General features: G+C 68.3%; 22 protein-coding genes. 5 read left to right on the top strand and 17 right to left on the bottom strand.

Going from position 1 to position 23,062, the window contains the following annotated elements; genetic code table 11:
* Positions 1-40 precede the first annotated feature (40 nt).
* The 5 genes from P3102_RS03405 to eccCa all read right to left on the bottom strand — a co-directional run bounded on the left by P3102_RS03405 (position 41) and on the right by eccCa (position 7,332).
* Complete coding sequence (locus P3102_RS03405) at positions 41-325, bottom strand: WXG100 family type VII secretion target (protein ID WP_276366435.1); 285 nt, start codon at positions 323-325, stop codon at positions 41-43.
* A gap of 61 nt (positions 326-386) precedes the next feature.
* Entirely contained in the window at positions 387-707 is a 321-nt protein-coding gene (locus P3102_RS03400) for a WXG100 family type VII secretion target (protein WP_276366433.1), read from the bottom strand.
* A gap of 233 nt (positions 708-940) precedes the next feature.
* Entirely contained in the window at positions 941-1,303 is a 363-nt protein-coding gene (locus P3102_RS03395; protein WP_276366431.1) for a hypothetical protein, read from the bottom strand.
* Positions 1,304-1,315: 12 nt separating this feature from the next.
* Positions 1,316-3,256: a type VII secretion-associated protein gene (locus P3102_RS03390; RefSeq protein WP_276366430.1), complete on the bottom strand. Its 1,941-nt coding sequence runs from the start codon at positions 3,254-3,256 to the stop codon at positions 1,316-1,318.
* 68 nt (positions 3,257-3,324) lie between these two features.
* Positions 3,325-7,332 (bottom strand): type VII secretion protein EccCa, encoded by a 4,008-nt coding sequence (gene eccCa / locus P3102_RS03385; protein WP_276366428.1) that lies wholly within the window; start codon positions 7,330-7,332, stop codon positions 3,325-3,327.
* A 412-nt stretch (positions 7,333-7,744) separates the two neighbouring features.
* Here eccCa and eccD point away from each other — a divergent pair, with 412 nt between their 5' ends.
* Complete coding sequence (gene eccD / locus P3102_RS03380) at positions 7,745-9,109, top strand: type VII secretion integral membrane protein EccD (RefSeq protein ID WP_276366426.1); 1,365 nt, start codon at positions 7,745-7,747, stop codon at positions 9,107-9,109.
* Between the two features lie 23 nt (positions 9,110-9,132).
* Entirely contained in the window at positions 9,133-10,782 is a 1,650-nt protein-coding gene (mycP, locus tag P3102_RS03375; RefSeq protein ID WP_276366424.1) for a type VII secretion-associated serine protease mycosin, read from the top strand.
* Between the two features lie 99 nt (positions 10,783-10,881).
* Here mycP and P3102_RS03370 read toward each other — a convergent pair whose 3' ends face one another.
* The 3 genes from P3102_RS03370 to eccB all read right to left on the bottom strand — a co-directional run bounded on the left by P3102_RS03370 (position 10,882) and on the right by eccB (position 14,029).
* Positions 10,882-12,027: a WXG100 family type VII secretion target gene (locus P3102_RS03370; RefSeq protein WP_276366422.1), complete on the bottom strand. Its 1,146-nt coding sequence runs from the start codon at positions 12,025-12,027 to the stop codon at positions 10,882-10,884.
* Between the two features lie 5 nt (positions 12,028-12,032).
* Positions 12,033-12,347 (bottom strand): hypothetical protein, encoded by a 315-nt coding sequence (locus tag P3102_RS03365; RefSeq protein WP_276366420.1) that lies wholly within the window; start codon positions 12,345-12,347, stop codon positions 12,033-12,035.
* Between the two features lie 68 nt (positions 12,348-12,415).
* Complete coding sequence (gene eccB / locus P3102_RS03360) at positions 12,416-14,029, bottom strand: type VII secretion protein EccB (RefSeq protein ID WP_276366419.1); 1,614 nt, start codon at positions 14,027-14,029, stop codon at positions 12,416-12,418.
* A 567-nt stretch (positions 14,030-14,596) separates the two neighbouring features.
* Here eccB and eccE point away from each other — a divergent pair.
* From eccE to P3102_RS03345, 3 genes are all read left to right on the top strand, one after another.
* On the top strand, positions 14,597-15,778 hold the full coding sequence (eccE, locus tag P3102_RS03355; RefSeq protein ID WP_276371606.1) for a type VII secretion protein EccE: 1,182 nt from the start codon (positions 14,597-14,599) through the stop codon (positions 15,776-15,778).
* A complete protein-coding gene (locus tag P3102_RS03350) occupies positions 15,775-16,497 on the top strand; it encodes a hypothetical protein (RefSeq protein WP_007031058.1) in 723 nt (240 codons plus the stop codon). Before eccE ends, P3102_RS03350 begins: the two co-directional genes overlap by 4 nt.
* 242 nt (positions 16,498-16,739) lie before the next feature.
* Positions 16,740-17,699, top strand: coding sequence for a hypothetical protein (locus tag P3102_RS03345; protein ID WP_276366416.1), 960 nt, complete (start codon positions 16,740-16,742; stop codon positions 17,697-17,699).
* Here P3102_RS03345 and truA read toward each other — a convergent pair.
* The 9 genes from truA to infA all read right to left on the bottom strand — a co-directional run bounded on the left by truA (position 17,669) and on the right by infA (position 22,610).
* Positions 17,669-18,502 carry a tRNA pseudouridine(38-40) synthase TruA gene (truA, locus tag P3102_RS03340; protein ID WP_276371605.1) on the bottom strand — a complete coding sequence of 278 codons (834 nt, stop codon included), beginning with the start codon at positions 18,500-18,502 and terminating at the stop codon, positions 17,669-17,671. The two genes, P3102_RS03345 and truA, sit on opposite strands and share 31 nt — an antisense overlap.
* 73 nt (positions 18,503-18,575) lie before the next feature.
* Positions 18,576-19,139 carry a 50S ribosomal protein L17 gene (rplQ, locus tag P3102_RS03335; protein WP_276366415.1) on the bottom strand — a complete coding sequence of 188 codons (564 nt, stop codon included), beginning with the start codon at positions 19,137-19,139 and terminating at the stop codon, positions 18,576-18,578.
* Between the two features lie 75 nt (positions 19,140-19,214).
* Complete coding sequence (locus tag P3102_RS03330) at positions 19,215-20,288, bottom strand: DNA-directed RNA polymerase subunit alpha (protein ID WP_276366413.1); 1,074 nt, start codon at positions 20,286-20,288, stop codon at positions 19,215-19,217.
* A 127-nt stretch (positions 20,289-20,415) separates the two neighbouring features.
* Entirely contained in the window at positions 20,416-21,021 is a 606-nt protein-coding gene (gene rpsD / locus P3102_RS03325; protein WP_007031054.1) for a 30S ribosomal protein S4, read from the bottom strand.
* A gap of 23 nt (positions 21,022-21,044) precedes the next feature.
* Positions 21,045-21,452, bottom strand: a complete 408-nt coding sequence (rpsK, locus tag P3102_RS03320) for a 30S ribosomal protein S11 (protein WP_004558885.1) — start codon at positions 21,450-21,452, stop codon at positions 21,045-21,047.
* Between the two features lie 18 nt (positions 21,453-21,470).
* Entirely contained in the window at positions 21,471-21,656 is a 186-nt protein-coding gene (locus P3102_RS03315; RefSeq protein WP_276366411.1) for a hypothetical protein, read from the bottom strand.
* Positions 21,653-22,033: a 30S ribosomal protein S13 gene (rpsM, locus tag P3102_RS03310; protein ID WP_005166805.1), complete on the bottom strand. Its 381-nt coding sequence runs from the start codon at positions 22,031-22,033 to the stop codon at positions 21,653-21,655. Before rpsM ends, P3102_RS03315 begins: the two co-directional genes overlap by 4 nt.
* 205 nt (positions 22,034-22,238) lie before the next feature.
* Positions 22,239-22,352 (bottom strand): 50S ribosomal protein L36, encoded by a 114-nt coding sequence (rpmJ, locus tag P3102_RS03305; RefSeq protein WP_004558882.1) that lies wholly within the window; start codon positions 22,350-22,352, stop codon positions 22,239-22,241.
* 36 nt (positions 22,353-22,388) lie between these two features.
* Entirely contained in the window at positions 22,389-22,610 is a 222-nt protein-coding gene (gene infA / locus P3102_RS03300; protein WP_005166804.1) for a translation initiation factor IF-1, read from the bottom strand.
* Positions 22,611-23,062 lie beyond the last annotated feature (452 nt).

Below are 23,062 nucleotides of genomic sequence, written 5' to 3'. Positions count from 1 at the left end.
AAGATGCCTGCCCGCCGTTGCTCGTTCGGAGCCGGAAGACTCAGAACAGGCCGGTGACGCCCTGTTCCGTGGCCTGGTAGCCGTCGGCCAGCTGCGGCAGCACGCCGGCGACCTGCGCGAGCAGCTGCTTGAGCTCCTCGAACTTGTTGTCCCACTCCTGCTGAGCGGCCATGTACGCGGCCTTCGCGTCACCGTCCCAGGTGTTGACCAGCGGGGACAGGTCGCTCTTCAGCTGCCCGAAGAGGGACTCCAGCTCGCCACCGGTGCTCTTGCAGTCGTCGGCCGCCGCGTGGATCGTGGCGTAATCGACCTTCATCTCGGTCATAAGTTCCTCCAGTCAGAAATAAGAAGTCTCGTTTTTGGTGCGTGTAGCCAAATCGGCTGAATCAGCCGAGGATGCTGAAGCCCGCGTTGACCGACTTGATGAGCTCCTGCTGCTGCTGCTCGGTCGCGTTGTACTTCGAACCGGCCTGCTCGAGCAGGTCACCGATGTTCTGGAGGGCCTGGTTGAGCCCACGACCTGTCGAGTCGAAGCGCTTCATGACTTCGTTGAACGCGAGCGCCGCGTCGCCGGTCCAGCCCGCGCGGGTGGACTCGATGTTGTCGCGGAGCTTGCCCAGGTTCTGGTCCATCGAAACGCGGACCTCGGTCACGCGCTTCTCGGCCTCGGTGAACTGCTCAACTGTCCCGGTAAATCCGCCAGCCATGGGAGCTACCCCCTTCGTTCGTGGTTTATCCGTACTCGGTGAAGTTCGTTTGGTACGGACCTACGACGGAGACACTGCCACGTCCGGTTCCCTCTTGTCGCTCGTTGGTTTCAAGTAGTTGCTTGCGTTAACGCTCGCGGCGGGAACCGACCGCGTGGCCCCGGACGGCACGCCGCGAATCACGGGCGGAAAAGGGCTTTCACCACGTGATTTAGCAAACGCACAGTGGTCGGTCAATCGCCTCGGCTCATGATTCGCGACTGCGAAAAGTCCTCGTCGTCGTCACCCACACGTGGCCTTCTGGCCACCGGTGCTGGCCGAAGGGGAACCAAGTCAGCCGCTGAGGGCAATGCGGGAACCGGAAGACCGGCGCCCGTGCGGAACCGTTTCGCGGCGTTCCGGACGGCGGCGGGGGTCGGCGCCGTCTCACCGCCCGCGAGCCGTCCCTTGCCGAAATGCTTCGCCAGTTCCGCGTTCTCGCCCCGGCGGCGCTCGTACCGTGCCTTGGCCGTGCGGGCGACCTGTCGGGCATAGGTGACCGCGTCACGCCCGGTGCGGGCGAAGTGTTCGGCGGCGGTCTCGGGTTCGGGTGGCATTCGCCTCCCCCTTCAGTTGACGACCACCATCGTTTTGACGACCTGTTCGCAGGCCGCGCTCACGCGTTGTTCGAGCGGTGAGCCGGTGCTGTATTGGCAACCGATGTGGACGCGGGTCTTTCCTTGCGCGACGACGTACCAGTCGACGCGCGCACTCGGCTTGGTCTCGCGGTAATAGATGACTGTCCGGCCGGCGTAGTTCGCGGAACCGTCGAAGCCACTGTACTTCTCGGGTGCCGTCTGCGCCCCGGCGCTCAGTTCGTCGACGAGTTTCTGTCTGTCGGCCGTCGCGTCGTAGGCCATCACGTACTCCTGGGCGACCACGAGGTCGTCACCGGTGAGGGAATCGCTCGGATGGATCACCACCTGACGTTTGGCGACACGGTCGTCGGTCTGCGTCCAGTCCGGCGGTGCGATGAAGCGATAGTCGTACTGCGCGAGCGTCCGGCCTTCCGGCTCGGCCTCCCCGCTGTTGACGGCGAAGAGGATCCCACCGACGATCGCCGCCGCGGCCACCACGGCCGCGGCGATGATCCAAGGCGTCTTTTTGTTCTTCCCGTCGCGCTCGGCGGGTTTCGTCTCGCGGGCGGGCTCACCCGGCCGCCACGGCGGCGGGGCCGCTATTCCCTGCTGTCCCCGCGGAGGCGACGGCGGCCCCTGCCGCCTCGCGTTCAGCGGGCTAAACGCGCTCTGCGGGGGTGGGGCGGGAGGGAACGAGGGGCGCGGGGGTTCGGGGCGCCGGTCGGTGGGGACAGGCGCGGGGGCGCCGCCGACGCGGGAGACGGCGGAGCCCGCGAGCGATCCCGTCCGGTCCGGGTCGATCAGCACCGCGCGCAGGGCACCGCGGGCGACCACGGTCTCCGGCTGATCCAGGGTGGTGGGTACGACACCGGTCCGCTCGTGCACCAGCCGGGACACCATCGGGATCCGGCTCGACCCGCCCACGAGGAAGATCGCCGTCAGCTGCTTCGGCCGCAGCCCGGAATCCCCGATCGCGGCCACGGTCAGCTCGACCGCGCGCCCGAGCGGGGCCGCGATGATTCGTTCGAGGTCTTCCCTGGTCACGTGGGCGTCGGCGAACGGCGGCGGCATCGGAACGTCCGTGTACGCGTGCCGGGAGAGCGTCTCCTTCGCGCCGCGCACGTCCTGCCGCAGCACACGGCGGCGGCGGCGATCCGTGAGTTCGCGGCCCTCGACGAGCTTCCGCCATTCCGGCGGATCGGCGGCCGACACCAGCGAACCCACGTGTTCCAGGAGCGCCTGATCGACGTCCGCTCCCCCGAAGCTCGGATCCCCCCTGGTGGCCAGCACCTGGAACCCGGCGCGTTTAGCGGGCAAACTGCGATCCGCCGGGCTGCCGGGCATGCGCTGGACCACGGAGACGTCGACGGTGCCACCGCCGAGGTCGAGGACCGCCAGCGCGTCGCCGGGACGGCCGCTGAACTCGACGGTGCGCTCGGAGTTGAGGTCGGCCGGAGCGAACGTCGCCGCGTGGTAGACGGCCGCGGCGACCGGCTCCGGAACGAGCGCGACCTGACGCGCGAGCCCGCCCGCCGCCTGCCGGAGCAGCCGGGTGCGGGTCGCGCCCCAATCGGCGGGATGGGTCAGGACGAGCAATTCGACCTCGGCGTCACCGGCGAGCCGGCGCGCCTCGGTCACCGCGCGCTTCAGCACGGCGTGGACGACCTCGGTCACGCGGAGGACGTTGTCGCCCAGCAGGAGGTCGCCTTCGTCGATCCGGCGCTTCGGGTTCGGCTCGTAGCGCGACGGATCCACCGCCGCCTGCCGTTCCGCCTCCTGTCCGACGAACAGCGTCCCGTCCGGCGCGGCGTAGACCGCCGACGACATCAAGGGCTGCCCGTCCACCACGACGACCTGCGGTTCGCGGCCGTTGATCGAGGCGACTACGCAGGTGCTCGATGTCCCGAAGTCCACCGCTACCCGCACAGTCACTGGCCACTCCCGCAGATCGTCGTCGTCACCCTGCGCCCAGCCGGGACCTCACCTGGTTCCGCGGGAGATCAGTCCGGCTGGATCCACGAGACCTGCATGAGCTGCTTGCCGTGCTTCCGGGTCACGAGGTTGCCCCGGCCCGGCGGCATCTGGCTCGGCTTCACGTTCGCGACGAGGTTGCCTTCGTCACGCGAGCCGTTCATGACCATACCGGGCGCCGCGATCTCCCTCAGCTTGCCGAGGATCGGGTCGAACATCGCCCGGCTCGCGCCACCACTGCGGCGCACGACGATGACGTGCAAGCCGACGTCCTTCGCCTGCGCGAGGAACTCGGCGAGCGGCTTCAGCGGGTTGCTCGTCTGCGTGGCGACCAGGTCGTAGTCGTCGACGATGATGAACAGTTCCGGACCGGTCCACCAGGACCGGGTCTTGAGCTGCTCCTGCGTGACGTCCGGACCGGGGAGCCGCCGGGTCATCGACCCGTGGACGTCCTTGACCATGCTGTCGAGCTGCGCGGCGGACACCGCGTAGCCGAGCAGCTGGTCCCCGCCGACGAAACCGAGCATCGTGCGCCGGTAGTCGACGAGGATGATGACCGCTTCCTGCGTCGTGTACCGCTCGGTGATGCCCCGGGTGATCTGGCGCAGCAGGTTCGTCTTGCCCGACTCTCCGTCCGCGAACGCGTAGAAGTGCGAATCGGCGGCGAAGTCGAGGTAGATCGGCTGGAGGTCTTCCTCGTTGACGCCGATCGGCACCAGCTTCGTGTTGCGCTTGGTGTCGATGCCGAGGACCTCGTCGTAGGTGACCATCTCCGGCAGCAGGCGGACCTGCGGCGCCGGACGGCCCTTCCACGCGGCCTTGATCTTCGCCACCGCGTCGGCGACACCGGCGGCGACGTCGTCCGCGTTGCTCGAACCGTCGATACGCGGAAGACCGGTCAGCAGGTGCAGCTTGTCCCTGGTGAGCCCGCGGCCGGGACGGCCAGCCGGGACGTTCACCGCGACCCGGCGGTCGATGTCCGACTCGCTCGGGTCACCGAGGCGCAGCTCGAACCGGGTGCCGATCATGTCCTTGATCGCCGGGCGGATGTCCGCCCATCGGTTCGCCGCGATGATGACGTGCACGCCGTAGGAAAGACCCTGGGTGGCGAGCTTGGTGATCGAAGTCTCCAGCTCGTCGAAGTCGTCCCGCAGCGCCTTCCAGTTGTCGACGATCAGGAAGGCGTCACCGAAGGCGTCGTCCTCGGGCTTGATCTCGCCGCGCCGCTTGCGGTTGCGGAACTCGTTCATCGAGTCGATGCCCATCGCACCGAACCGGCCTTCCCGGTCGGTGAGCAGGGTGGTCAGCTCGGCCACGATCCGGCGGGCCTTGTCCGGCTCGCGGCGGGCGACGGCGACCCCACCGACGTGCGGCAGGCCCTGGAGACCGGCCAACGTACCGCCACCGAGGTCGAGCGCGTAGAACTGCGCTTCCTCGGGGGTGTGGGTCAGCGCCATCGACATGATCAGCGTCCGGAGCATGGTCGACTTGCCCGACTGCGGACCGCCGACGATCACACCGTGCCCGGCGCCACCGGAGAAGTCGGCCCACAGCAGGTCACGTCGCTGCTCGTACGGGCGGTCGACGATGCCCATCGGCACCTGCAGCCGTCCGTTGCCGAAGAACCCGACCGGGGAAAGGCCGCGGTCGTCGGTGGGGTTCAGGTTCGGCAGCAGGGTGTCGAGCGAGTTCGGCTCCTTGAGCGGCGGCAGCCAGACTTCGTGCGCGGGCGGGCCCTGGCCGATCAGCCTGGAGACGATCACGTCGAGCTCACTGGGCTCGACGGCCTCCTCCTGCTTGGCCTCTTCCACCGGCGCGGTCTCGAACTGCTGCGGCTCCGGCTCCTTCGGCAGTTCGACGAAGTCGGGGACGAACAGCTGCGGGCGCTTGTCCGCGCGGACCACCGTCGCGACCGGACCGGCCGCCTTGATCCCGGCGGGCCGGTACGGGCCCGAGACGTACGAGGCCTTGAAGCGGACCAGCGTCGAGGTGTCGTACTTGAGGTAACCGCCACCGGGCACCGACGGCAGCTCGAACGCGTCGGGCACACCGATCGCGGCGCGGGATTCCGCGGCGGAGAAGGTCTTCAGACCGATGCGGTAGGAAAGGTGCGAGTCCAGACCGCGCAGCTTGCCCTCTTCCAGCCGCTGCGACGCGAGGAGCATGTGCATCTGCAGCGACCGGCCCAGACGGCCGATGGCGACGAACAGGTCGATGAAGTCCGGCTTCGCGGCCAGCAGTTCGGAGAACTCGTCACAGACGATGAAGAGCGCGGGCAGCGGGTCGAGGTCGGCGCCGTTCTCGCGGGCCTTCTCGTACTCCCAGACGTTCTTGAAGTTACCGCCGTTCTTCAGCGCTTCCTGGCGCCTGTTCATCTCGCCCGCGAGGGCGTCCCTCATCCGGTCGACCAGCGTGACCTCGTCCGCGAGGTTGGTGATGACCGCGGAGACGTGCGGCGCCGAGTCCAGCCCGAGGAACGTCGCACCACCCTTGAAGTCGACGAGGACGAAGTTCAGCGTGCTCGACGAGTGCGTGGCGAGCATGCCCAGCACCAGGGTGCGGAGGAACTCCGACTTACCGGAACCGGTCGCCCCGATGCACAGGCCGTGCGGGCCCATGCCCTCCATCGCGGCTTCCTTGATGTCCAGCTCGACCGGCTGGCCGTACTCGCCGACCCCGAAGGGGACGCGGTAGCGGTCTCGCACCGGGCGCGGCCGCCAAGCCTGCTGGACGTCGAAGGTCATCGGGTCGCCGGGGATGCCCAGCAGTTCGAGCAGACCGGGGTTGGACAGCAGCGGCTCTTCCTCGGCGGCGTCCTGCGCCGCGGTGCCGACGCGGTACGGGGCGAGGAGCCTGGCGAGGGCTTCGGCCTCGACCACGCTGAGCGTGTCCGGACGGCCGAACCATTCGACGCCGCCGGCGCTGCGCGCGCCGAGGCGGTCTTCCTCGACGACCAGCCGCAGTCCGCGGCGGGCCGCGAGGTTGCCGATGGAGTCGGAAAGGTCGATCAGGGTGACGCCGACCAGACCCTCTTCGAGGATGATCTGCTCTTCGCGAGTGACCTCGGCGTCGTCGACGATGATGACGACGTGCGGCTGGTCCGGGGCGGGCGTCGCGTTGCGGGAGAACCGTTGGCGGTCACGGAGCTCCTCGTCGAGCCACTGCTCGATCTGGGCGAGCGAGCCCGCCATCATCCGCAGCTGGCCGATACCGTCGGCGAGCGCGGGGTGCTGGGCGTGCGGCAGCCACTTCGCCCACTCCCACTCCTCCTTGGCGCGGCCCGCCGTCGCGACCGCGATGAGGACGTCATCGGGGCTGTGGAAGGTGACCAGCTGCGCCAGCATCGCCCGGGTGAGACCGCGGGTGAGGCCGCGATCGCCCTGCATGCTGACCGCGGCGAACCCGCGGAGGGTGATCTGGGTCGGCAGGTCCGGGACGATCGAGTGCGCGCGGACGAACCGGCGCAGGGCCAGCGTGGCGATCGGCTCCAGCTCGTCGACCGGGCCGGTCTGCGGCGGCACCAGCCGCGTCGCGAGGCGGTGCGAGCTGCGGCCGACCCGGAGATGGAGGAAGTCCTGGTCGTTTTGGCGGCGTTCCCACATGCGGCGGCTCGCGGCAAGCGACCACATCGTCTGCGGGTCGGGGTGGACCCACTCGAGCGCGGCGCGCTGGTCGACCATGGCCTCGCGGGCCCTGTCCCGCATCTGGCCGAGGTAGCGCAGGTAGTCCTTGCGGTCCTCGTCCATCTCGGCCTTCTTGGCGCCACCGCCCTTGCCCGCGCCACCCGCCATCATGCCGACGGTGCTGAGCACCATCATGCCGCCCATCATCATCATCATGGGGTTGCGTCCACCCGTGGTGAACATGAAGACCATCATCCCGATGGAGGCGACGATCATCACCGCGGGAAGCAGCTTCATGACGATGTTGCCCGGGATGGTGCGCGGCACCTCAGGCGGCGGTTCGAGATGCACCTCGCCACCCGGCGGCCGGGGCGCCGCCAGGCGCGGTGACTTCTTGAACTGCAGCGTGCTCATCGAAGGACCCCTCTTCAAACTCGACGATGGCGGCCACCGTTGGTGCGCGTACTGGTGCGCGAGACAACTTATCGAACGTGGCCGGTGAAATCCGGACAACGCCGAGAACGGCCTCGACGAGGCCGTACGCATGTCGGGGAGTGTAGGGCTCGGGACCGACAGTCCCCGACGAACCCGCTGGGCCTCCGGCCGGTCGGCGTCGACTTTAGCGGGCTAAACGCGCTCCGCGCGTCGCGTTTAGCCCGCTAAAGTCGACGCGCAGGCAGGCGGCCAGAGGGGTCTCTCTTACTTTTGCCGGTCTTTTTCCGGCAGTCGATGATGTGGGCACCCGGGTTCGGTATAGGTTCCCCCGGGAGCAGACTCTCAGGGCAGGGGGAAGGCAGTGGCAACGGGCACGACGGTATTCAGCAGGGTGACGGTGGTCGCGCCGCGCACCCGGATCGACGTGGCTTTGCCGGCTGACGTCGCGGTGGCGGATCTGCTGCCCATGCTGTTGGAGATGGCGAAGGAGGCGACGCCGGACGGCGGCGCCCGTCACGGCGGCTGGGCATTGGCGAAGCTGGGCGACGCGCCGCTCGATCCGAGCCGGACCCTCGCGTCCCTCGGTGTCGTCGACGGCGAATTGCTGCAGCTGCGCAAGCGCAACGAGAACCCGCCGCCTCCGCTGTACGATGACGTCGTCGACGCGATCGCCGAGTCGTCGCCGGACAGCTTCCGTCCGTGGACCAAGGAGACGGCGCGCCGCTTCGGGCACATCGCGGGCGGGCTCTCCCTGTTCTTCGCGGCCCTCGCGCTCTTCACCAGCGGGTCGTTCTACGGCGGCAACGCCCTCGCCGCCGCGATCGCGGGTGGTGTCGGCGCGATCGCGTGTGTCGCGATCGGCGCGACACTGGCCAAGGCCTACAAGGCCGAGGCGACCGGCGTGCTGATCGCCTCGGCGGGCGGTCTCCCGCTGGCCTTCGTCAGCGGCTTCTACATCGTGCCGGGGTTGTCCCTGTGGGCGAACCTGTTGCTCGCGAGCACCCTCGTGATCATCGTGGCGGCGGTCTGCATCCTCGTCATCGGGCACGGCATCACCACGTTCATCGCGGCCGCGACGACGGCCACGGTCTCGGCGCTGACGTTCCTGGCCGCGACGCTCATCGACACTCCGATCGCCGGCATCGCGGCCGGCGCCACCGCGTTCTCGCTGGCGTGCATCTCGCTGCTGCCGCGCGCGACGATCAAGCTCGCGGCCCTTCCGACGCCGCACGTTCCCGGTAGCGCCGAAGAGCTCAAGGAAGATTCGGGCTTCCCGGACTACCGCGCCATCGAACGCCGTACCGCGGTCGCCCACGAATACATGACCGGTCTGCTGACCGGCTGCGGCGCGGCCACCGCGCTGTTCGCGATCATCGCCTCGACGTCCCCGTCGATCTTCGGCCCGATCCTCGGCGTGGTCGCCACGCTGGTCCTGCTCCTGCGGGCGCGGGCGTACGCGAACGGCGCGCAGGCCATCGCCCTGCTGACCACCGGCATGGTGTCCGGCGCGGGCATCCTGCTCGGCTGGATGTGGTCGGCGAGCCCGCTGAACCGCGTCCTGTTCGTGTTCGGCGCGCTCCTGCTGATCGGTGCGGCCGCGCTCGTGGTCGGCGTGATCTTCCCGAACCAGCGCTTCTCGCCGCCACTGCGGCGGACGGTGGAGATCTTCGAGGCCATCTTCATCGCGACGGTGCTCCCGCTGGCGCTCGGCGTCATGGAGCTCTACACGACGCTGCGCCACCTCAACTTCAAGTGACGACCCGATCGGATGATGCTCTGATGGCCGTAGCGCGTAAGTCCAGGGGGACGCGCGTCCGCCACCTCGGTCTCGTCGGCCGTACCGGAACGGTGTTGCTGGCGGCCGGTATCGGTGTTCTCTCCCCGGCTTCGGTGGCACTTCCCGCCTGGGCGCAGCAAAGCAGCGTCGCGCCGGACGCCGGCGGTTACTACGCAACCCCGCCTCCGGTGGACACGTCCAAGAAGCCGGCGGACGACGGCAAGCCGGACAAGACCTATGAGAAGAAGACCGAGTGCGTCCAGCGCAGCAAGCTCGGTGGTGACCAGGTCGACATCAAGAACAGGCCGTGGGGCCAGGAGTACCTGCAGATCGAGAAGGTGCACCAGTTGATGCGCGGTGCCACCCGGTCGGTCGGCGGGGGCGTCAAGGTCGCCGTGATCGACACCGGCGTCACCGCGCACCCGTACTTCGGAGGCCGCGTCGAATCGGGTGGTGACTACGTCGCGCCCCCCGGCGGCGGCAAGGCACCGGGGCTCGAGGACTGCGACGGCCACGGCACCGAGGTCGCGGGGATCATCGCCGCGAATCCGCCCGACGAGAGCATCGGGTTCCGAGGAGTCGCGCCGGACGCCACGATCCTGTCGATCCGTCAGTCGAGCCAGAACTACGAGGAGGCGGAGAAGAAGCCCGAGCCGCCACCGCCACCGCCTTCGTCGTCGTCCAACTCCGCTCCACCGTCTTCGTCGAACAAGCCGGAATCGCAGCTTCCACCGTCCTCGCAAGGAAACGGCGCCGTCGGCGGCACCGCGCCGGGTCAGGACAAGGGCGGACGGCAGCAGGAACAGGGCAAGACGGCCGGGAACCTCAAGACTCTCGCGCAGGCCGTGGTCAGGGCTGTCGACAAAGGCGCCAAGGTAATCAACATGTCGGTCGACAACTGTCGCCCGGCCACCGGGAACATCACCCCGACCGAGCTACCACTCCAGGCGGCGGTGAACTACGCCGTTCAGAACGACGTGGTCGTCGTCGCGGCGGCCGGCAACGTCAGCGAAAAATGCCCGCAGAACGATCAGCCGGACCCCAGGACTCCCAAGACGATCGTCACGCCGCCCTGGTTCTCCGACGACGTCCTGTCGGTCGCGGCGATCGACGACACCGGCGGTGTCGCGGATTTCAGCGTCAACGGGCCGTGGGTCAGTGTCGCCGCTCCGGGCACCAAGATCATCTCGCTGGACCCGGCCGAGGGATCGAGCAGCCTCGCCAACCTGACGATCGAAGGCAACGGGAAACCCGGTGCCATCCAGGGCACCAGCTTCGCCGCGCCGTACGTCGCCGGACTGGCCGCGCTCGTGCGGGCGAAGTTCCCTGGGCTGCCGGCTCGTGACGTGATGAACCGGATCAAGGCGACGGCGCAGCATCCGGCGGCACCGGGCGGGCGGGACAACTTCGTCGGCTTCGGCGTCGTCGACCCGATCGCGGCGCTGACGGCGATCGTGCCGTCGGAGGCGGACAAGGCCAAGCCGGTCGCGCTACCCGCGAATCTGCCGCCCGCCAACGACCGTGACCCCGCCCCGATGATCGTCGCGCTCGCCGGAACCGGCGGCGGCCTGGTGGCGCTGCTCATCACGCTGTTCGTGGTCCACTCGGTCCGCCGCAACCGGCCGGCCGCCCCTGCCCGCAAAACCCCGTAGGCCTCGACTTTAGCGGGCTAAGTGCGATCCGAGCGAGACTCGCCTCCGCGCCGCCCAGATCGCACTTAGCCCGCTAAAGTCGCTCGGCCGCTGGAGCGCTTACTTGGCGGGCTTGGGCTTCGGAGCGGGTTTCGCCGGGGCGTCGTCCTCTCCGATCACAGGCGGGACGACCTGGCCGGGCTCGCCGACCACATCGGACGGTTTCGAAGCGGGCCGGGTCTTCGACTGGTGAGCCGTCCCCCCTCCCCCGCCCATGCCGCCCATCATGGGCGCCATCCCCATCGGCATCATCGCCGATCCCGCGCCGGCGACGCCCTGCCCATGAGCCGGAGCGGTCTGCACGGGCGCGACCTCCGGGATCGGCGCCTGCCCTTGCTCGATCAGGGGTTCCTGTGCCCCGGTCTTCCGGCCGTCGGTCGAGGACGGCGACGTCGACTGTTCTTCCGACGCGGGACCGGAATCCGCCCCAGCGGCGGCCTTCTCCGGCACCGGCGCACCCCGTGCCTCGGAATCGTCGTGCAGCTTGAACTCGTCTTGCGGGTACCGGTGAGCGATCTCGATACTCCGCGAAGCAGCGTCAGGATCGTCGACTCCGTCGCAAAATCGCACGAAGCCCTCGAGGACGTCGCGCGCGGCTTCGTGAAGTGCTTTGGCCGACTCCTGCGCCTCCTCCAGCTGAGTTCGCGCGCGCCGGACACCGCCGACCGGCAGCATCGCCGTCTCGGACGTCAGCTCCGCCGTGTCGACCAGAATCTCGACGAGGTCGGTCAGGATGCGACGGATCGACAGCACCAGCTCGTCGAGCGAACCCGCCAAGGTGGTGAGGGCGACTTCGACGTCGGAGCCCGCGGCGTTGATGTCCACGATGTACGTGACGAACGCGTCAGCGTCCTTGCCTGCCCACCCGGCGTCGAGGCGCCCGAGATCATCGGCCAGTTCTTTCGAAACGGTGCCCGCGGCCTTCGCCGCTTTCCGGAGCCGGTTCGCCTCGTCCTTCAAGTCCTCCCAGCGCCCCACCAGCGGGGTCAGGTAGGCCTCGACCGGATCGATCAGTCCCAGCTGGCCGGACAGCTCCGAAACGAAGGCGAGATGCGGTGCCGCGGCCTCGACCAGCTCCTCACCACCCGAGCCCGGCGCGTTCAGCGGGCTAACCGCGCTCTGGGCCGCTACGGGAGCGGAGGCCGAACGCGCGGCCACCATCGGGTGCGGGAGGGAATCCGTCGGGTTCTCCGACTCGGCGATCATGCGGTTCAGAGCTCCACGGCGCGCTTGATCATCTGCGCGGCCTCGTCGTCGTGTCCGGCATGTTGCGCGGTCACCGTGTGCAGGGCCTCGGACGCCGACCTCAGCGCGGCCGCGCCTTCCACCAGCTGACGTCGGATGGCCTCCGCGGCGCGCCCGTAAGACGCGCCGAGGCCCAATTCCTCCCCCAGCGTTCCGTGGGACTCGACGGTGACGCTTTCCCCGGTCACCTCCGCGGCCGCCAGCTCGAGCTCTCCGGCGGCCTCGTCCACCCGCTTCGCATAGTCACCGACGACGACGCCGTCGATCTTCAGGCCGGCCACTGCACCCTCCGCTCACCCGATACCGCTTGGGTGTTGAGACGCTCGCGCCGTCCGGCGGGTTCCCGCGATCAGTTACCCGCCGGAGCCTGCTGCGCCTGCGTGGCGACCGAACCGGCCCGGTCGTCGATCGGCACGGTGTCGAACGTCCGGAGCACGTCCTGAGTGTTCAGCGAAGCCCCGGTGGGCAGGATCCTGATGATGGACTCCGGCGCGGGCACCCGCTTGTTGAGCCCGATCGAGTCCGCCGTCACCGCGTCGGGGACGCCGTAACGAATACCGCGATCGGAGATCAGCTGGATCGGCCCCTTGTCGAAGGTCTCCTTGCCGGTCGCCGACTGGACGACGGCCGCGAAACCGGGCTCCATGAAGAAGCTGTTGATGGGCGCGCCCACCGGGCCGGGGGTGCCGATCTTGACACCGGGCGCGGATCCGTCGGCGTTCCTGCCCTTCGGCAGCTTGTCGTCGACGAACACCGCCGTGTGCCCGTCCCGGCCGGCACCGTCGCCCGTGATGGACCAGCTCAGACACGAAACCCGCGAACCCTGGGTCGCGTTGAGCACCGTCGGCACCGTCTGGGGGTAGGCGTCGAGTTCGACGACCTGGGAGACCCGCGTGAGGTTGCGGATCTTGCCCAGCGGCACGGACATGACCGAAGTGCTGCCGTCGTTCTTGCCGGTCTGCACGATGTCCGCGACAGCCGGGGAAATGGGCTGGATCCCTTCCTTCGTGATGAGGTAGAAGTCCTTCCGCCCTTCGGCCTGCTCGGTGGAGAAGACGTCGCCGACCTTCATGCTTTCGATCTCGAAGTTGGGCTTCTCGCCGTCACCGGGAACGGACGGGAGTTTCAGCTCCGGCACCTCGGGGATCGCGTCGAGCAGGCCCTGGGAGATACCGCGGGGCCGGTCGGGCAGCTTCAACGCGGAACGGACGGCGCTCGCGTCCGGCTTGATCTCGGCCTTGACCGCGTTCGCGTTCCGGAGGTTGGGATCCGGCCGCTGCCGGTAGATCAGGTACTCCCTGCCGTTGGCACCCTTGGCCAGCAATGCCTCGTTCTGGCCGAGTTCACGGTTCCCGAGCTGTTTCACCCCCGCGTAGACGGTCGTTTCCGTCTTCGACAGATCCGGCTGGGGCACCGAGGGGTCGTACATGACCTCGTCGCACACGCCCCAGTCCGCGGAGACGCGCTGGCTTTCCGTCGGCATCAGCTGCGGACCGTTCGGAATGCCCATGAGCTGGCCGCGGGGGATGTTCTTCAACTGTTCGTCCGAGACGACCGTGGGGTTCTTCACTTCGGATGCCTGCTGCGGTCCGGAAGGTTTGCTTCCCGCCTGCTGCGCACCTTGTTTGGACTGCGCGATGATCAGCAGGCGCGCGGACGCGAGGTTGAAGGTCGGAATAAGTTTCTTCGGGTTCCCGGCCACGACGTACACCGTTCCGGACTGTTCGCCGATGACGATGTTGCCCGCTTCCGGCACGGACGGCTTCGGGCTCAACAGGCCCCAGATGACGAAGACGAGGACGCCCAGCGCGGCCAGCACGACACCCACGATGGTGGCCCGCGTGTGCGTGCGCATCGGGTCGTGGAGCATGACGGCGTCGCGACGGACCAGCGCGGATTGCATCCGTCGCAAAACGAACTGATAGGCCTGAACTTGAGACTTGGTAGTCGGTGTTGATGGCATTCTCGACCTACAGTCCTCCCCGTCGCGGTACGGTTCCGCAGGATAGCCGTACGGGGACCGTCTGGTGTGGGGTTTCTACCAACTCCAGCTAGTGTCAAGTTCCTCGGGACCGGCTTTCCGGGTACGCAGCACGCACGAGGGGAAGAGAAAGCGCGGATGTCCGTCACCACTCCTCCACGTCCGCCCGGCCCTCCGGGGCCGCAACCTCCCGGTCGTCCGCCGGGACCGCCGCCAAGGCCCGGCAGACCGGGTGGTCCGGGCGGCCCGGCCGGAGGGCCGGGAGGTCCCGGAGTTCCTCGCGGCCCAGGCGGCCCTGGAGGGCCTGGCGGACCGCAGGGTCCTGGCGGCCCCGGTGGTCCGGGAGGGCCCAAGGGCCCCGGCGGACCTGGGGGCCCGGGAGGTCCGGGTGGTCCTGGGGGGCCCGGCGGACCTGGTGGTCCCAGTGGCCCGGGCGGTCCCCCGTCCGGCGGCCCCGGCCCGCAGTCCGGTCCGCCACCCGCTCCGGCGGTACGGATCGCCGCGCCCACGCGGCGCCGGACCGGCGGGATCAACCTCGGCCCGTTGCCGGTGGCGAACCTGGTCGCGCTCGAACTCGGGCTCGCGATCGGCCTCGTCCTGCTCGCGATCGACATGGAGCTCAAGTACGTCGCGATCGGCGTGCTCGCGTTCGCGATCATCATCGCGTTCCTGCGCTGGGGCGGCCGCTGGTTCACCCAATGGGCGGGCCTCACCATGCGGTACATGTTCCGTTCGCACGACCGTGTGGCGAATCCGCTTCCGCCGAGCAGCATCGAGTCGCTCGCCGCCGAAGAGGACGCCGTCACCGGCCCTGACGACGCCCGCGTGAACCTGCTCCGCCTCGCTGTCCCCGATCTCGTCGTCGCGCACGGTGTGGACCACGAACGTCAGCAGGTCGGCCTCGCGTGGAACGACGGGACGTGGACCGCCGTCCTGCTCGTCGAACCCGCGCCCGCGCTGATCACCCAGGCGGGTGGCGCGCCGAGCCTGCCGCTGTCCGCGCTCGCGCCGTGCCTCGAAGACCGCGGTGTGGTCCTCGACTCCATCCAGATGATCTGGCACTGCTACCCGGGCAGCGCCGCGCTTCCGTCGGACTCGCCGGCCCTCAGCTCCTACATGGAGGTGCTCGGTCCGCTGCCCGCCGCCGCGCGGCGGACGACCTGGGTGGCCATCCGGCTCGACCCGCGCCGGTGCCCGGCCGCCATCCGCGAACGTGGCGGCGGTGTCGTGGGGGCGCATCGCGCGCTGATCGGTGCGCTGTCGCGGGTGCGCAACGCCTTGGAATCACAGGGCGTGCCGACGCGGCCGCTCGATCCGGACGAGTTGCTGCGGTCCAGCATTTCGGCCGCGGAACTGACCGCGGTCGCCGGCTCGCAGGGGAAGGTCGGTCTGCAGGAGCGCTGGACCGGCGTCACCGCGGCCGGCATCGGGCACGCGAGCTACGCGATCACCAGCTGGCCGAAGGGCAAGATCAGCGGCAGCCTGAACGCGCTGACCAGTGTCCGCGCGTTGTCGGCGACGGTGGCGATGTCGATCTCGCCGTCCTCGGACGAAGGCAAGATCGGCCTGCGGGGAATCGTTCGCCTGAGCGCACGGAACCCGCGTGAACTGGACGCCGCCGACCAGCGGCTGCAGGGCATCTCGGACCGGCTGGGAGTGGCGTTGACGCCGTTGCGCGGCCTGCAGGTCTCCGGGTTCTCCGCGACTTTGCCGATCGGAGGCACCGCATGAGCACCCGCATGCGCGACGCCGGCCAGAGCGCCGGTGTCGCCCCGGAATTCACCGTCGACCCGGCGATGCTCGACGCGATCAGCCCGTCCGGTGACCGAGGCGGCATCGTCCTCGGTTCCGGGCTCAAGGGTGAGCCGCTGACGATTTCCGCGCTGCGCTCGACGCCGACCCGGATCGTGCTCGTCGGTGGCCTGTACCTGGCTCGTCAGGTGGCGCTGCGGGCGATGGCGGTCGGGGCGTGGGTCGTCGTGGCGACCGGTCGTCCGGCCGCGTGGCAGGTGCTCCCGCAGGCAGCGGGAAATCAGCCCAACGGCAGGCCTTCGCCGCTGGTGCAGATCCGACGGCTGTCGCCGGTGGATCTTCCGCGCCCGTCCGAGGACGCGCCGCTGCTGGTGGTGACCGACGGCGGCCCGACCCCGCAGGACCTTTTCCCGCCGCGGTCGCCGTGGCAGACGACGGTCTACGTGCTGCCGTACCTGCACCCGCAGGCCGGGGCGACCGCGAACGCGGCCGACCTCGTGCTCATGCAGCGGCTCCCGCCGGGCCAGGCGGAACTGGCCGCGCGGATCTGGCGGCTCCCGCCTCAGATGATGAAGCAGCTCACGACGTTGAAGGACGACCAGGTCGTCGCCCTCGGCCGGAACCTCTGGCGCCCTCTTCGCCTGGTCACCACAGCGAAAGAGCAGCAGATCCTGGGTCCCGTACGCCGGGGCGACTGACCCGACGCGGCGACTTTAGCGGGCTAACCGCGCTCTGCGGGGGCACTGTCCATATCGGACAGTGCCCCCGTTTTGCGTTCGTCTCGCGTCGCGTTTAGGCCGCTAAAGTCGACCTGGGGCCAGGGATTTGGGCGTCAAGAGGGAATCGCGCGGGCTGTGGATAAGCCGGGGGTTGTGGATAAATCGCCTCCGAGGGGCAAGGACGGCCCTGCCTTGTCGGTCTTGTCGATCACCGTGTCGGTATGACCAAACCTTTCGATTCATCTCATCTCCCCGACGTCTTCCGCGGCTCGGAGGCACGTAAGGCAGGCCTGATCACGGCCAGCCGCCTGCGTGGCCCGAGCGTCCGGAGGCTGTTCCAGGACGTCTACACGCGCGCTGACGTCGAGGTCACGCACGAACTACGTTGCCGCGGGGCAGCGTTACTGGCACCTCCGGAAGCCGTGCTGACCGGGCGATCCGCCGCGACCGTCCAGGGCGTCGAGCTGGCCAAGCCCCATGATCCGGTCGAGATGGTCGTACCAGAGAAACAACGTTTCGGTCCGATAGTCGGTATCAAGATTAGGCGCACCGAGGTCAAACCCGAGGAGTCGAGACCGTGGAACGGCATTCGCATCGCGCGGAGAAGCCGAATCGCCCTGGACCTGCTTCTCCGGCTTTCTCCTCGCAAATCGGGATGGGTCCGGCGGCTTCGCATCGGCGTCCCTGATCTGGACCAGTTCATGAGAGCCGAGAAGCTGACCGATCTGCACCTCAACGGGGAGTTCTACGGTCGCCGCAATCGAGGAATCCGCTTGGCCAGGCATGCTTTGCGCCTATCCGACCCGCGCGCGGAGTCGCCTCCGGAATCGGAACTGCGGATCGTGCTGGCCGCCGGCGGCATTACGGCGACACCTCAACTTGAGGTCTTCTCCCGAACGGGTCATTTCGTCGCTCGCCTCGATCTCGGGGACGAGAAGTTCCGGGTCGCCATCGAGTACGACGGCAGATGGCACAACACGCCGAAGCAACAAGCCCACGATCGCAAACGCCGAAGACGAGCGGAGGCCGAAGGCTGGCATTTCGTCATCGTCACCGCGGACGACCTGGCGAATGACTTCAAAGGCATTGTCGAGGCCGTGCTGCAAGCCCGCCGCGGCGCGGTTAGCCCGCTAAAGGCGCCGCCACCGGATCAGGAGGAGGTGCGCATGGCCCGCGTTTGATCCGCGCGGGCGGCGAGTTCGGCGTCCGGCGGGTAGTCGACGGCCATCAACGTCAGGCCGTGTGCGGGAGCGACAGCGCTGTCACGTGTCCGGCTCCCCAGAACGTTGCCAGGCCAAACGAGCGGCCGACGGCCGTCACCGACCAAGAGCAGTGCCCCCACGAGGCTGCGCACCATCGAATGGCAGAAGGCGTCAGCGGAGACTGCGACCTCGACCGCGTGCGGCCCGGTTCGCCGCCATTCGAGCCGCTGTAACTCGCGAATGGTCGTCCCGCCCTCACGCTGCTTACAGAAGGCCGCGAAGTCCTGAAGCCCCAAGAGGGCGGACGACGCCTCGTTCATCGCATCGACCGAGAGCGAACGGGTCCAGGCCAGGGTGTCGTGACGCCGCAACGGATCCACGCCCCATGGCGCGTCCGAAACACGGTAAAGGTAATGACGCCGCACGGCCGAGAACCGCGCGTCGAACCCAGGCGCCGCGATCCGTGCGTCCAGCACCCGCACGTCCCCCGGCAGGTACCGGTTCCACCGGTGACGCATCCGCCCCAGGTCCGGGATGCCCTGCTCGTCCAGTTCCAGACGGCCGGATCGCGTTTTGCCCGCTAAAGGCGACACGTCGACGTGGATCACCTGGCCGGCCGCGTGCACACCGGCATCGGTGCGGCCGGCGACGACGACGGACTTCGGGACCGCTGCTCCTGGGGGCTGCTTCGCGAGCGCCTCTTCGAGGACTCCCTGCACCGTGCGTCGTCCGGGCTGCCGCGCCCAGCCGGAGAAATCTGTGCCGTCGTAGGCGACATCCAGGCGCAGACGAACGAGCCCGCCCTCCGCAGTGGGAGTGGCGGGCTCGTCCGGGGTGTTCGGTGCCGTCAGGACGTCAGTCCTTCTTGCTGTCCGCGTCCGCGGCGGGGGCCTCGGCGGCCTCGTCGGCGGCGGGAGCCTCGGTGGTCTCCGGAGCCTCGGTGGCGGCCGTGTCGGCTGCCTCAGGTGCCTCGGTGGTCTCCTCGGCGACCGGGGCGGCAGCCTTCGGCTCGTCCTTGGCGAACTTCGTCTTGCGCGCGGCCTCGGCCTCGGCGGTGACGGTCTTCTCGGCCACCAGCTCGATGACGGCCATGGGGGCGTTGTCGCCCTTGCGCGCCATCGTCTTGGTGATCCGGGTGTAGCCACCCGGACGCTCCGCGAAGAACGGACCGATCTCGGCGATCAGCTTGTGCACGACGTCCTTGTCGCGCACGACACGCTGGATCTGACGACGGTTGTGCAGGTCGCCCCGCTTCGCCTTCGTGATCAGCTTCTCGGCCAGCGGGCGCACCCGCCGGGCCTTCGCCTCGGTCGTCGTGATCTTGCCGTGCTCGAACAGCTGAGTGGCCAGGTTGGCCAGGATCAACCGTTCGTGCGCGGGCGACCCGCCGAGACGGGGTCCCTTTGTGGGGGTGGGCATCGGTTCTCCTCGTTCAGCTCACAGCTGGAGGCCGGGGCTCCCCCACCCCTACCGGTGAGGGAGCCGAAGCTGGCCTTACAGCTGCTCCGTCTCTGCGTAGTCCTGGCCATCGTCGTGGCCGTTGTCCGAAATTCCGTCCGTGATGCTGTCGACGCCTTCGGACCAGCCTTCACCGTCGTAGCTGGCCGCGGCCGCGGTCGGGTCGAACCCGGGCGGGCTGTCCTTCAGCGCGAGGCCGAGACCGACGAGCTTGAGTTTGACCTCGTCGATCGACTTCGCACCGAAGTTACGGATGTCCAGCAGGTCGGCCTCGCTGCGCGAGACCAGTTCGCCGACGGTGTGGATGCCCTCGCGCTTGAGGCAGTTGTACGACCGGACGGTGAGGTCCAGGTCCTCGATCGGCATCGCGTAGGCGGCGATGGTGTCCGCCTCCTGCGGCGACGGGCCGATCTCGATGCCTTCGGCGTCGATGTTCAGCTCGCGCGCGAGACCGAACAGCTCCACCAGCGTCTTACCGGCCGACGCGACAGCGTCCCGCGGCGTGATCGACGGCTTCGTCTCCACGTCCAGGATCAGCTTGTCGAAGTCGGTGCGCTGCTCGACACGGGTCGCCTCGACCTTGTACGTCACCTTCAGCACCGGGGAGTAGATGGAGTCGACCGGGATCCGGCCGATCTCCGCGCCCGCCTGCTTGTTCTGCAGGGCCGGAACGTAACCGCGGCCGCGCTCGACGACGAGCTCGATCTCGAGCTTGCCCTTGCCGTTCAGCGACGCGATGTGCAGATCCGGGTTGTGCACGGTGACACCGGCCGGGGGCACGATGTCGGCGGCGGTGACCTCACCGGGGCCCTGCTTGCGCAGATACATGGTGACCGGCTCGTCCTCTTCCGAGGAGACCACCAGCTCCTTGAGGTTCAGGATGATGTCGGTGACGTCTTCCTTCACCCCGGGAACGGTGGTGAACTCGTGCAGTACGCCGTCGATGCGGATGCTCGTCACGGCCGCGCCCGGAATGGACGACAGCAGCGTGCGCCGCAGCGAATTGCCGAGCGTGTAGCCGAAGCCGGGCTCCAGCGGTTCGATGGTGAACCGGGAGCGGGTCTCGTTGACCGTCTCTTCGCCGAGAGCCGGCCGCTGGGAAATCAGCATCTTTCCTAATTCCTTTCCAAACGGCGCCCGCCATATGACACCGAAAGGGATGGCGAAACGGCGACGCACTCCGGGCGCCGCCGCCGTGCCCACACCGGGCCGGGGAAGACCCCGGCCCGGTGATGGATCACTTCGAGTAGAGCTCGACGATCAGCTGTTCCTGGACCGGAACATCGATCTGAGCGCGCTCCGGGAGCTGGTGGACCAGCACTCGGAGGTTGGACGGAACGACCTGGAGCCACGCGGGAACGGGACGCTCGCCGAAGGACTCCTTGGCCGCGACGAAGGGCAGCATCGCGAACGACTTCGGCCGCACGTCGATGATGTCCCACTTCGTGACCTGGTAGGACGGGACGTTGACCTTCACGCCGTTGACCAGGAAGTGGCCGTGGCTCACCAGCTGACGCGCCTGACGGCGGGTGCGGGCGATGCCGGCGCGGTAGATCACGTTGTCCAGCCGGGACTCGAGGATCTGCAGCAGGTTTTCACCGGTCTTACCCGGACGCCGGACGGCTTCCTTGTAGTACCGGACGAACTGACGCTCGAGAACGCCGTAGGTGTAGCGAGCCTTCTGCTTCTCCTGCGACTGCAGGAGGTACTCGGACTCCTTGATGCGCCCGCGGCCGTGCTGGCCCGGCGGGTAGGGGCGACGCTCGAAAGCCTGGTCGCCGCCGATGAGGTCAACCTTGAGGCGACGCGAAATACGCGTCGCGGGGCCGGTGTAACGAGCCATTTCTTCTTACTCCTCCCCGTTCCTCAGACCCGGCGCCGCTTGGGCGGGCGGCAGCCGTTGTGAGGCTGCGGGGTCACGTCCTGGATGGTGCCGACCTCGAGGCCGGCCGCCTGCAGCGAGCGGATCGCCGTCTCGCGACCCGAACCCGGGCCCTTCACGAAGACGTCGACCTTCTTCATGCCGTGCTCGGCAGCCTTGCGGGCGGCGTTCTCGGCGGCCATCTGCGCGGCGAACGGGGTGGACTTACGCGAGCCCTTGAAGCCCACGTGACCACTCGACGCCCACGCGATCACGGCACCGGTCGGGTCCGTGATCGAGACGATGGTGTTGTTGAAGGTGCTCTTGATGTGCGCGTGACCGTGCGCGACATTCTTCTTTTCCTTACGGCGGACCTTCTTGGCCCCCGCCGCGGTACGAGACTTCGGTGGCATGTTTTGAGGGTTCTCCTGTTAGCGCGCGTTCTCTTGGTGAGCGGCGACCGCTTCGGCCTGTCCGCGCCGGATGATCGAACCGGCGTCGGTGTACAGGTTGCGGAGCGCCATCGGGCGGGCGTAGAGCGCCTTGGGCGAGACACAAGCCGAGCCACGACGGCGGACGCCGCCCATCTGCACGACCTTCTTGCCCCGGACGCTCACTTCTTGCCAGCCTTCTTCTTGCCGGCGACCGTCTTCTTCGGACCCTTACGGGTGCGGGCGTTCGTCTTGGTGCGCTGACCACGGACGGGAAGTCCGCGGCGCCAGCGAAGGCCCTCGTAGCACCCGATCTCGATCTTCCGACGGATGTCGGCGTTCACCTCGCGGCGAAGGTCACCCTCGACCTTGAAGTTCTCCTCGATGTAGACCCGCAGCTTGGCGAGGTCGTCATCGCTCAGATCCTTGACGCGAGTGTCCGCGTTGAGCTCGGCAGCCGCGATGAGCTGCTTCGAGCGGGTACGGCCGATGCCGTAGATGTAAGTCAGCGCGATCTCCAACCGCTTTTCGCGGGGGAGGTCTACGCCAGCGAGTCGTGCCATTGGCGTTGATGCTCCTTCATAGAATTCGTCTTCAGGTCTGCTCCCCGTCCGGTCCCGGGACCGACTCGCCTGTCGTGCCCTTGGCTTGCGCTTCGGGTGTCCCGGCCTCGGCCTGAAGTCCGAGGGTGAACCGGGCCGTTCGCACGGCCCGGCAGGTGCGGGGAGATTTTGTAGCCGTCAATCCACTCTGTACGAGTGCGAGTGATCAGCCCTGCCGCTGCTTGTGCCGCAGGTTCTCGCAGATCACCATGATCCGGCCGTGACGGCGGATCACCTTGCACTTGTCGCAGATCTTCTTGACGCTCGGCTGGACCTTCACGTCTCCTGCTCTCCTGCTTGTGCTAACTCGTCGTGATCACTTGTAGCGGTAGACGATGCGACCACGAGACAAGTCGTAGGGCGAGAGCTCCACGACAACCCTGTCCTCGGGCAGGATGCGGATGTAGTGCTGCCGCATCTTGCCGCTGATGTGTGCAAGGACCTTGTGGCCGTTCTCCAACTCGACGCGGAACATCGCGTTGGGGAGCGGCTCGACTACGCGGCCTTCGACCTCGATGGCCCCGTCTTTCTTGCCCATGTCCTCCGCATTTCCTGTCGCTACGCTGTGTTATCAGTCAGAGCTTGAGTGCTTGGCTGGGTGGTGCATCGGCACACTCCTGCCCGGGTCCAATGTCCGTTCGCGAGAAGTCACGAGCGCGCAGGATCCGGGCGCGATGAGTACACCGACTTGACAGTGTACGCAACCCGTGTCGTGAGCCCCAAACGGGGGTGACTGTGTTACGTGACCCGTGAGCCCACCTGATGCGACCTCCGCCATCGTACGCCCTCGCCGACCTGCGTTTAGCGGGCTAAACGCGCTCCGGTAGGCCGACGACCTGGAACGCTCTGCTCAGCGAGACACATCCCGGCGGAGGGAACGGGCGTGCACCTGGCGGCGCGACCCTTGGCACTGCGCCAGCCTGCGGGCGGACTTGCGTTTAGCGGGCAAACTGCGATTCGGGCACGTTCGCCTTTAGCGGGCTAAACGCG

The sequence above is a fragment of the Amycolatopsis sp. QT-25 genome (assembly GCF_029369745.1).
GTDB lineage: Bacteria > Actinomycetota > Actinomycetes > Mycobacteriales > Pseudonocardiaceae > Amycolatopsis.
This window is presented reverse-complemented; position numbering and strand designations above follow the sequence as displayed.